The following is a 10,125-nucleotide window of genomic DNA, read 5'->3' as shown; positions in this document are numbered from 1 at the left end:
ACGTACACACTTTCAAATCGAATACATCAAATAAAATGATGTAGATTCCTATGGCAGCTTTTTGACCCTGCTCATCCAATCCATCCCAAGTTAAATTCCCGTTTGTTCCAATGGTTTGGTTTTTCAATAAGCGTTTTACTAATTGTCCCTTGTCAGAATAAATATTAACAGTGGCTAAACTTGCAGGCTGATCAAGCTGATACTCCAGCGTCATAACGTCTTCAAAACGATCTCCATCCGGAGAAAATGTTTTTGATACCAAACGGGCGTAATTTTCATTACCACTCTTTTCCTGGGAATTTTTATAAGTTGGTGTTGCAAAACCTACGGTAGCCGCCGCAGACCTAAAGTTACCTGGCTCATTTGAATCGAGCGAAAACGAAACACGCTCCAGTGAAATCCCATCTTCATCCTGGATTAAGGGGTGATGAATTTTCGCATTGTAATTTAATCTGTCCAGCACCTGGTTATTACTCAATAAAATAACTGAGCCCTTATCGTTATTGAAAGCGGGCAAACTGCTAATCTGAGCAAACTGATTTGGAAACTTAACCTGATAATTTAATTTGATATTTGCCTGATTGGTCGTAATTACCCAATAACTTCCCGGAGCAATCATCAGTTTTGCTGACGAAACATTCTTAATATTAGCGGGCTCGCCAGCAGTATTTGCATTGGCCAGTTGTAGTTCTTTTAAATCAATATCATGACCTGAATTATTGTAAATCTCTACAAAATCAACACCTCCCGTTCTGGGATTGAATAAAACTTCTGAAATTAAAATATCGCCTTTACTGATTATTTTTAGCGCAGGCCGAACCTTTTGATTTTTAATTTCAAAAAAATTATAACAAAAGCTTATTGGAGAGGATGTGCATATACCACCTGTTTCCTTTCTAGTTTCAATCGAAGGAGTAAAAATAATGGATGCAATTTTAATGGGTAACAATAGGGATATAAGCGTAATTTTTACCATATTTGGGCTTATATCAAATGTTTAATAAATATAATAATTAAAAATTAAAATGAAAGTAGCAGTTGTAGGTGCAACCGGATTGGTTGGTACCGTAATGTTAAAAGTATTGGAGGAAAGAAATTTTCCCTTAACAGAGTTGATTCCCGTAGCTTCAGAAAAGAGTGTTGGTAAGGAAATTACTTTTAAGGGTAAGAAGTTCCCAATCGTTAGCATGGATACTGCAATTGGCATGAGACCGGATATTGCTTTGTTCTCTGCTGGTGGAAATACTTCATTGGAGCATGCACCACGTTTTAAAGAAGCAGGCACTACTGTCATCGATAACTCTTCGGCATGGAGAATGGACCCTGCGATTAAATTAATCGTACCAGAAGTAAATGCACACGAACTTTCTATCGACAACAAAATTATTGCCAACCCAAACTGTTCTACCATTCAGATGGTTGTGGTTTTAAAACCTTTACACGATAAATATAAAATCAAACGCGTAGTGGTTTCCACTTACCAATCGGTTACTGGTACAGGTGTTAAAGCCGTTGAACAATTAATGAACGAACGTAGTGGTGTTGATGGGCCAAAAGCTTATCCATACGAAATTGATTTAAACGTACTGCCACACATCGACGTTTTCATGGAGAATGGTTATACAAAAGAAGAAATGAAGATGGTGAAGGAAACGAACAAAATTATGAGCGATGACAGCATTAAAGTTACTGCAACAACCGTTCGTATTCCGGTAATGGGCGGTCACTCAGAATCAGTAAACATCGAATTTGAAAACGAATTTGATTTAGCTGAGGTTCGCAGCGTTTTAGAAAAATCACCGGGGGTAATCGTTGTTGATGATGTAGCAAACTTAAAATACCCAATGCCAAAAGATGCGCATGAAAAAGATGAGGTTTTTGTAGGTCGTATTCGTAGAGATGAATCGGCACCGAAAGCTTTAAACCTTTGGATTGTTGCCGATAACTTACGCAAAGGTGCTGCAACAAATGCAGTTCAAATTGCAGAATACCTGATTCAGAAAGAATTGGTGTAATACTTATACGTCCTCCTGAGCTTAGTTCAGCATGACGCCAGGATTAATAAAAGTGGTGTGTTTGTTACACATCACTTTTTTTATTTAATTTATTTTTACAATATGAAGTTTTTAAAGGCCGCAATATTTCTCATTCTTCTCTCCATAAATTGTTTTGCCCAAAATAGAATTCTAAACCTCGAAAAAGCTTTTAATAATTTATTAGCTGATGAACAGGCCAAACATGCAATTACATCGCTTTGCGTTTTGGATGCCAATACCGGAAAGACGCTTTTTGCCAAAAATGAGCAAATTGGTCTGGCTACGGCATCAACTTTAAAAACAATAACCGCAGCAACCGCCTTCAGTATTTTAGGTAAAGATTTTCAGTTTCAAACAACGCTGGCATATTCGGGGAATATTGCTGCTGACGGAACATTAACCGGAAATTTAATTATTATTGGTAGTGGCGACCCGACTTTGGGTTCATGGCGATACCAAAATAAAGAAAATGCAGTTTTAACACAGTGGGTTTCGGCCATTCAAGCTGCAGGAATTAAAAAAATTGAGGGTGCTATTATTGGCGATGACCGCATTTTTGGCAGCCAGACAACGCCCGAAGGCTGGGTTTGGCAAGACATTGGAAATTATTACGGTGCAGGCACTTCTGGTTTAGCCTGGCGGGAAAATCAGTTTGACATCCATTTACGTCCTGGATCGGGTACAAACGATCAGGTGAGAATTGTAAAAACGGTTCCTGAAACTCCGTATGTGCAAATTGTAAATGAATTAAAAACTGGGGCAGCTGGAAGTGGAGACAGAACGTATGCCTTTCTGCCACCTTATAGCAATGTGGCTTACCTACGTGGCACCTGGGGAATGGGCATTTCGAAACCAGGAATTTCCGTAGCAACGCCTGATCCTGCTTTTGATTGTGCCTATCGTTTGCAGGATACGTTGAAAAGACTCGGCATATCCAGCAGCCAGCAAGCGACAACAGCCAGATTAATGGCATTAACCAATCAAGCTGTAGCATCACCAACCCGAAAAATAAGCACCATCAGTTCACCTACCTTAAGTGAAATTTCCTACTGGTTTTTGAAAAAGAGTATCAATTTATATGGTGAAACATTGCTTAAAACCATTGCCTTGAAATCAGGAAAGACCGCAACAACTTCAAAAGGTGCTGAAACAGAGGTTAATTATTGGGCAAACAAGGGAATTGATAAATCGGCTTTAAACATCATAGATGGAAGCGGGTTATCTCCTGGTGATCGAATAACTACTTTGGCTATGGCCAATATCTTATTTCAAATTCAGAAAGAAAACTGGTTTACTGATTTTTATAAAGGTTTGCCAGAATACAACGGCATGAAAATTAAAAGTGGTACCATTAATGACGTTTCTGCATTTGCAGGTTACCATACCGATACCGCCGGAAACAAATATATAATTGTGATTAACATTAATAATTACAGCGGTAGTGGCATCAATAAAAAATTATTTAGAGTTTTAGATGAGTTGAAATAAAGCGAAATCATTATTTAAATTCGAAGCCGTTGAAGGATTTTTTAAACTTTAGAAATCAGGATAATTCCATGTTAAAAAGATTGGTATTACTTTTTATGCTACTCCCGCTGACTTTAGCCGCTCAGGTTAATGTTATGTTGAGCGTTCATGTTCCAAACAAAACAGAAGATAGCTTATTTGTAGCAGGGAATTTTAACGATTGGAACCCAAAATCTAAAGCTTTTAATTTGAAGCGGAAGGATGACTCGACTTATGTTATTTCGCTGAATTTGCCAAAGGAAATCCACGAATTTAAAATTACCCGCGGGAGTTGGGAAACGGTAGAATGCCAGATAAATGGCAAACCTATTGCAAACAGAACTTTAAACTTAAATGTTGATACCAATATGGATTTAAGGGTAGCCAGTTGGTCAGATCATTTTAAACAGGTGAAAGAGGTGTATCATTTCGGCGACCATGTTCACATTGTTGATTCCGCCTTTTTTATACCACAACTGAACAAGCATCGCCAGGTTTGGATTTACTTACCGAAAGGCTATGCAAAATCAAAAAAGAAGTATCCGGTGATTTATATGCATGATGGTCAAAATCTGTTTCATGCAAATCCTCCACGTGCTGATGAATGGGCGGTCGATTCGGTTGTGGACAGTTTGATTCGCGAAGGTTCGAAAGAAATGATTATTGTAGGCATCAATCATGGTGAGAAAGATCGGCTGAAAGAATATAATCCCTGGGATAGTCAATATGGTAAAGGTGAAGGCAAGGAATATGTTTCGTTTCTGGTAGAAACTTTAAAGCCTTTTATCGATTCAAAATACAGAACTTTGAAAGATGCTAAGAATACTTCCATTGCTGGTAGCTCAATGGGTGGATTAATTTCTATGTATGCCATAGCAGCACATCCAAAAGTTTTTGGTTCGGCAGGCATTTTCAGTCCCGCCTTCTGGCTTGCGCCAAACATTTACACTGAGCTAAATGAAAAACTTGTTGCCTTAAAAAACAGTAAGATCTTTTTCGTAGCCGGCGATAAAGAAGGTCCGGCAATGGTTCGGGATATGAAAAAGGTTCATGATCTACTAAATCCCGACGGTGACAATAAGAACGTTGTACTACTAGAGAAAGCGGATGGTAAACATACTGAATGGTTCTGGCATCGGGAGTTTGTGCAGTTTTATCAGTTTATTGCGAGATAAACAAGCATTCAATTCGAGCGAATATTTAGTACAAATAGGTTAGCTTTCTTAAATTTGAAGATCACTTACATTATCACTCCTACTTTGAAGATCAAGTTTACCATTTTTCTGCTCCTCACCTATTTTGCAAGTTCAGCACAGGTATTGAAAAAACGTACTACCTTACTGATGGGCAGCAAGTTTGAAATTACCATTGTTGCAAAAGATTCAGAAACCGCATCAAGAAACATCGACAGTGTTATTGCGGAGATTACAAGAATTGAATATTTAATCTCAGACTGGAAGCCTGAAACTCAAATCTCTGAAGTAAACAGAAATGCAGGCATCAAACCGGTAAAGGTTGATCAGGAAGTTTTTGAGCTGACCAAAAGAGCGCTTCATTTATCTACAATTACCAATGGCGCATTTGACATCAGTTTTGCAGCAATGGATCGGATCTGGAAGTTTGATGGCTCAATGACAGAAATGCCAACTGCCGAAGCTATTAAGAAATCTGTTGAGAAAGTTGGTTACCAAAATATCATTTTGGATAGCCTGAACAACACTATATTCTTGAAATTACCCGGAATGAAAATCGGTTTTGGTGCCTTGGGTGAAGGTTATGCAGCAGATCGATGCCGCGATATGATGTTGGCAAAAGGAATCAAAGCAGGTATTGTGAATGGATCAGGTGATATGAGCAGCTGGGGTAAACCGCCCAAAGGAAAAAATTGGGTAATAGGAATTACAAATCCTTTTCAGAAAGATAGTCTTTATGCTATTGTCCCACTTAAAAATGGCGCAGTGGTTACTTCCGGGAGCTATGAAAAGTTTGTGGTTTTTAACGGGAAGAGATATGCTCACATTATCAATCCCACCACAGGTTACCCTGCAACAGGCTTAACAAGCGTAACGGTTTTTGGTCCGGATGCAGCCCTGGCCAATGGCTTTAGCACTTCGATGATGGTTTTGGGCAAAAAAGCAGCATTAGAATTTATTCGTTCATTTCCAGCTTACAGTTGCATATTATTCGGCGATGATGGAAAGGTTTATCACTCTGAAAATATCACTGAAAAGATGCTGGCGAAATGGAAAAAGGGTATCTAAACATAGATTAAATTTATCTTCGCAAAAAATGCGGAGAATAGACAACTAATCTCCGCATTTTCTGATTAATCAGCTATCGATACAAGATCTCCTTAATAACAATCCATTAAGATTTGCCCTCGGGATTGATAATAACTGATGCTTTTCTGCTGATCCTGCTGACATAAATCCTCCAACAATGCAATGACGTCTTTTTGCATGCTCAATGAACCGCAAAGCATTATGACACCATTATTCTTCAGGGTTTCGCATACCAAAGCCTGATCTCTTAACAAAAGATCTTTCACATAATGCTTTTCTCCCTCTCTGGAGTAGGCGACGTTAAGCTTAGTTAAAAGACTGGTTTCTTTATTGATTGCATTTTCGTAAAGTGCAAAAGATTGCTGATTTCGGAAACCGCAGTAAAGGTGTATATCCTGCACCCGACCAAACTGATCAACCATTCCTAAAAATGGCGCAATACCTGTTCCATTAGAAACCATGATAATCGATTTTGCTTTTTTGGGAAAATGAAAATGTTCATTGCGAACAATAGCTGCATTGGTCATTTGCCCGACTTCCAAATTATGTAAAAAACCAGATCCCAATCCGCCGTGATGCAATTTCACACTCAACTGAACATCTTTACCGATTTTTCCAATTGAATATAAACGCTCTCTATGATCGTTTGTGGGATAAATCGCAAGTAAATCCCCTGAAGTAAATTTTTTCCTTTTCTGCGGACTTAAACGGATGATAAACGAAGTTTCTTCCTGGCTTGAAACTATTTTCTCTATCACTTTAAATGGTAGCCTTTTTATGGGTTTAGTCTCTAAAAGTTTTGAAAGCTGAGACAATTCGACATTTGAGTTTTGTGCCCAAAGTGTTGCCCACCTCGTAAATTCTTCTGGAGAACGATCATTGACCGTATGGATTTCCTGCAATGGTTTTGCCCATTCCTGATGAGATAATACATTGTTTACTTCATACCCAAACTTGCAAAAATCAGGGTAGGCATGCGAACCAAAAGCTACAACAGAAAAATCTACCGCATTTGATTGAGGATATTTTTTAAGTAATGATTTGAATTTAGTTGAATTGGTTGGTGCATCCCCCTGACCGTAGGTTGCTGCGAAAACTAATATTTGTTTAGCCTTTGGAAAATTTTTATAGCTGTTGAGTTCAGCCATAAAAGCTGTTTTACCATTTTTCAGCAATTGATCCTGAATTGCTTTGGCAAAACGGAATGTAGTGCCATTTTCAGAGCCTACTAGCAAAATAAACTCCGCCTGATCAAACTTGTATTTGTTTTTAATTCCGTTTGCTCTGCGTTTCCACCAGATGACAAAACCCGAGTAGATAAAAAACAGAATATTAACCGAGGCGATGGCCAAAACAACAGCCCAAACCGCACTGCCCCTACCAGTATGCAAATCCATACTTAGGTTATTAAACAAGGTAGCTTTGGAATAAGCTTGTTCTGTAATGATATCTCCTGTGATTTGGTTTACCGTAATTTCGCGATCATCTAGTTTTAAGGTAAAATAATCTTCTACATCCTCAGAAAATGGAAATTCTATTGATTGAACCTGATGGAGAGAAATATTTTTAAAAACTTCGAAATCTGCAATATTCTTTGCTGGATCGGTTTTTAAAGCATCAAAATCAATTTTATGGGTAATCTTCTGTTCTTTTACAATTCCGAATCTTTGTAATGAAAGGTAGGTTCCACTCAACGAAATGAGAATGATTGGAATTAACAGCAATCGCCCTAGAACCACATGGTAATACTGTGCAAAACCATCTTTAACAATTTTGCCAAAAAACTTTTTAAAACTCCGTTGACGTTGGATGATCAGTACAGTCCCGGAGGTGGCAATCAGGAATAAAAGAAAAGCGGTTAATCCAACAAAAAACCTACCCAATTCATGTAAAAAAAGAGATCGGTGTAATGTGGTTACCCAGCGAAAAAATTCATTTTCCTTTGCTACTTTGCCCAGGTTTTTACCTGATTTTGGATCAACATAAAAATTTCCTGATTCATCATAAGCATCTGTTCCATTAACCAACAAAAACTCGTTGGCATCAATGGTCACATCTGAAATATCTGTATAAGATTTTTGAAGCGTTGGGATCAGTTCTGCTACAGTGAGCTGATTGAAATCCTTTGATTTATAAGGCTGGATTTTTTCGGTTACCGGCTTAAAGGAAAGGATGATTCCGGTAAGGGATGCGAGGGTGATAAAAAGAAAAGAAGATACAGCCAGTGCAAGATGGCTGTATCTCCATACAGAAATGGTCATTGAAATGAAGCTTTTTAGTTAGGGCTTAGGCGAACGTATCTAATGTAACCTGTTCCTTCAGTTTTAGCCGCCAAACCTTCTGTAGTTAAAGGAATCTCAGCATCTTTAACATAATATTTATTGTCTTCAACAGCTGTTTCGAAACGTAATTTATATCCCTTGTTAATTTTTGCAGTTTCGATGTCGAATACAGTTACACTACGATCACCTCCGGTAACCGAAGCGCCAGTTACAGCACTGATGTTTGTAGGTTTGCTTTTATATGCCTTATGCCACTCTTTTAAATCAGGATACCATTTTTTATCGGAACCCATGACGTAAAGTGTTTTTTCATAAGCACCTTTTGCATCAATTAATGATACCGCAATATAAGCACCCTCACCGGTATAGTTGGTCATTTGCACCATACATTTGTACTTCGTTGTTTTTTGTGCTGAAGATAATGTGGGTACAGAAAGGATGATCGCGAAAGCCAGGCACAGTTTATAAATATTATTCATTTTGTTATTTCAAAAAGTCGATTGATACTTTGTTTTTAGTTAAAAATTCGTTCTCCGTAGCTAAGTCGTAAGGCGTTTCTTTAAATTCAGTAGCTACATCCTTTTTAGCACCTACTGAGATTAAATACTTTAAAAGCTCAGTGTCTTTTGCAGTCATTGCTGCTTTGTGTAAAGCAGTATAGCCTTCCTTGTTTTTAAGGTTAACGTCTACTTTATAATCCGTAACCATTTTAGCCAGTGCCAAATCATTTTTAGCCACAGCTAAGTGATATAATGAATTGCCGTTTGGTTGCACAGCCGCTACATCGAAACCTTTATCTGTTAACAATTTAAGCTTTGCGGTAAAATCTTCTTTTCCGCGTGGACCGTAAGATTGAAAAAGATAGTAAGCCAGGTTGTTACCTTCTTTATCTGCCGTTTTCAAATCAGCACCTTTATCCAATAAGAACTTAACTGCTTCTGCCGAGTTTCCACGAACCGCCATAGCCAAAGCAGAAACACCTTTTGCATTCACCTGATTGATGTTTTTAACATTTTTAGCCAACAATTCAAGCGTTGCCAAATCTCGGTTACCACCTGCTGCTGCCATAAATGCGGTATTTCCTTCTTTATCAGTAGTATTTACATCCACTCCTTTAGAAAGGAAGTAATTGATTATTTCTTCTTGCTTCGGTTTGCGGGCAACAGAAAACAATGCGGTTTCGCCATTGCTACCAATCACAGTAGGTTTTAGTTTTAATCCTTCCAAATATTGAAAAACAGCTAAACCATTCGAGCTGCCTCTGCCACCCTGAGCAGCCATCAGGATCGCATTATCATTGTATTTCACGCCTTTGGCAATCAGTTTATTCATCAATTCGATGTTTCCACTTCTGGCCACATAGTTGAAAGCAGTGTTACCCGCAGCATCAGTACTGTTCAGGCTTAGTCCTTTCGAAACAAAATAGTCTGTTAATTTAAAATCTTTATCATTTGGAAGTGCAATTAACAGTGCGTTTGCACCATCATGATTTAAGTCTTTTTTTACGTCAGCTCCTTTTGAGATCAATAAATCATAAACTTTAGTATCAGCCTGTCCGCCAACGGCTGCAAAGGTTAATGGAGAATATCCGTGACTATCCTGCATGTTTACTTTCGCACCATTTTTTAGCAAATATTCCATTACAGGAAGATTTCCCCTAGATGCTGCCCAGAACAAATAGGTTCTGCTATCATGGGTTAATTTGTTTACATCATTTCCCGGTTGAGCCAAAAGAAATAAAATGGATTCAGCAGGCGCATTATTGTTAATGGCCATTACCGATGCATCAAATGACATCTGGTTTAACTGTGAAGGATTACTTCCGTTGGCAATCTCTGCTTTAATGGTTGCTAAATCTGTGTTTCCTTTCCAGAAAGCCTGATCAAAAAAAGTATTTTTCTGGGCCTGTGCACCAAGTGATGCCATTGCGAGAACGGCAAATAGAATTTTTTTCATTTTAAACCTGATCGTTATGATTTATAATTCATTGCTCATTAGGAGCCAAAAGAATTTCGGCTA

General features: G+C 38.2%; 8 protein-coding genes. 4 read left to right on the top strand and 4 right to left on the bottom strand.

Annotated elements, in window-relative coordinates; all coding sequences use genetic code 11:
• Window positions 1–976, bottom strand: a 976-nt coding sequence (locus tag ON09_RS10015) for a lamin tail domain-containing protein (protein WP_010600929.1), incomplete at its 3' end; no start/stop codon positions are given.
• Between the two features lie 49 nt (window positions 977–1,025).
• On the opposite strand from ON09_RS10015, the gene ON09_RS10010 reads away from it, so the two are divergent.
• The 4 genes from ON09_RS10010 (at window position 1,026) to ON09_RS09995 (ending at window position 5,803) form a co-directional block, all read left to right on the top strand.
• Window positions 1,026–2,015 carry an aspartate-semialdehyde dehydrogenase gene (locus ON09_RS10010; RefSeq protein WP_010600928.1) on the top strand — a complete coding sequence of 330 codons (990 nt, stop codon included), beginning with the start codon at window positions 1,026–1,028 and terminating at the stop codon, window positions 2,013–2,015.
• Window positions 2,016–2,117: 102 nt separating this feature from the next.
• The gene (gene dacB, locus ON09_RS10005; RefSeq protein WP_029204256.1) at window positions 2,118–3,524 is read left to right on the top strand and encodes a D-alanyl-D-alanine carboxypeptidase/D-alanyl-D-alanine endopeptidase; all 1,407 of its coding nucleotides are present in this window, start codon (window positions 2,118–2,120) and stop codon (window positions 3,522–3,524) included.
• 29 nt (window positions 3,525–3,553) lie between these two features.
• Window positions 3,554–4,717, top strand: a complete 1,164-nt coding sequence (locus ON09_RS10000) for an alpha/beta hydrolase-fold protein (protein ID WP_157258914.1) — start codon at window positions 3,554–3,556, stop codon at window positions 4,715–4,717.
• Window positions 4,718–4,771: 54 nt separating this feature from the next.
• Entirely contained in the window at window positions 4,772–5,803 is a 1,032-nt protein-coding gene (locus ON09_RS09995; protein WP_010600925.1) for an FAD:protein FMN transferase, read from the top strand.
• Between the two features lie 92 nt (window positions 5,804–5,895).
• Here the strand turns inward: ON09_RS09995 and ON09_RS09990 are convergent, their stop codons facing one another.
• Genes ON09_RS09990 through ON09_RS09980 form a run of 3 tightly spaced genes read right to left on the bottom strand, consistent with a single transcriptional unit; the run spans window position 5,896 to window position 10,062 of the window.
• Window positions 5,896–8,085 (bottom strand): PepSY domain-containing protein, encoded by a 2,190-nt coding sequence (locus ON09_RS09990; RefSeq protein WP_010600924.1) that lies wholly within the window; start codon window positions 8,083–8,085, stop codon window positions 5,896–5,898.
• A gap of 14 nt (window positions 8,086–8,099) precedes the next feature.
• Window positions 8,100–8,585: a DUF2271 domain-containing protein gene (locus ON09_RS09985; protein WP_029204255.1), complete on the bottom strand. Its 486-nt coding sequence runs from the start codon at window positions 8,583–8,585 to the stop codon at window positions 8,100–8,102.
• A gap of 4 nt (window positions 8,586–8,589) precedes the next feature.
• The gene (locus ON09_RS09980; RefSeq protein ID WP_010600922.1) at window positions 8,590–10,062 is read right to left on the bottom strand and encodes an ankyrin repeat domain-containing protein; all 1,473 of its coding nucleotides are present in this window, start codon (window positions 10,060–10,062) and stop codon (window positions 8,590–8,592) included.
• Window positions 10,063–10,125: the final 63 nt, after the last annotated feature.

Source organism: Pedobacter agri PB92, assembly GCF_000258495.1.
Lineage (GTDB): Bacteria > Bacteroidota > Bacteroidia > Sphingobacteriales > Sphingobacteriaceae > Pedobacter > Pedobacter agri.
The sequence above is the reverse complement of the archived record's forward strand: the minus strand, read 5'-3'. Positions and strand labels throughout refer to the sequence as shown.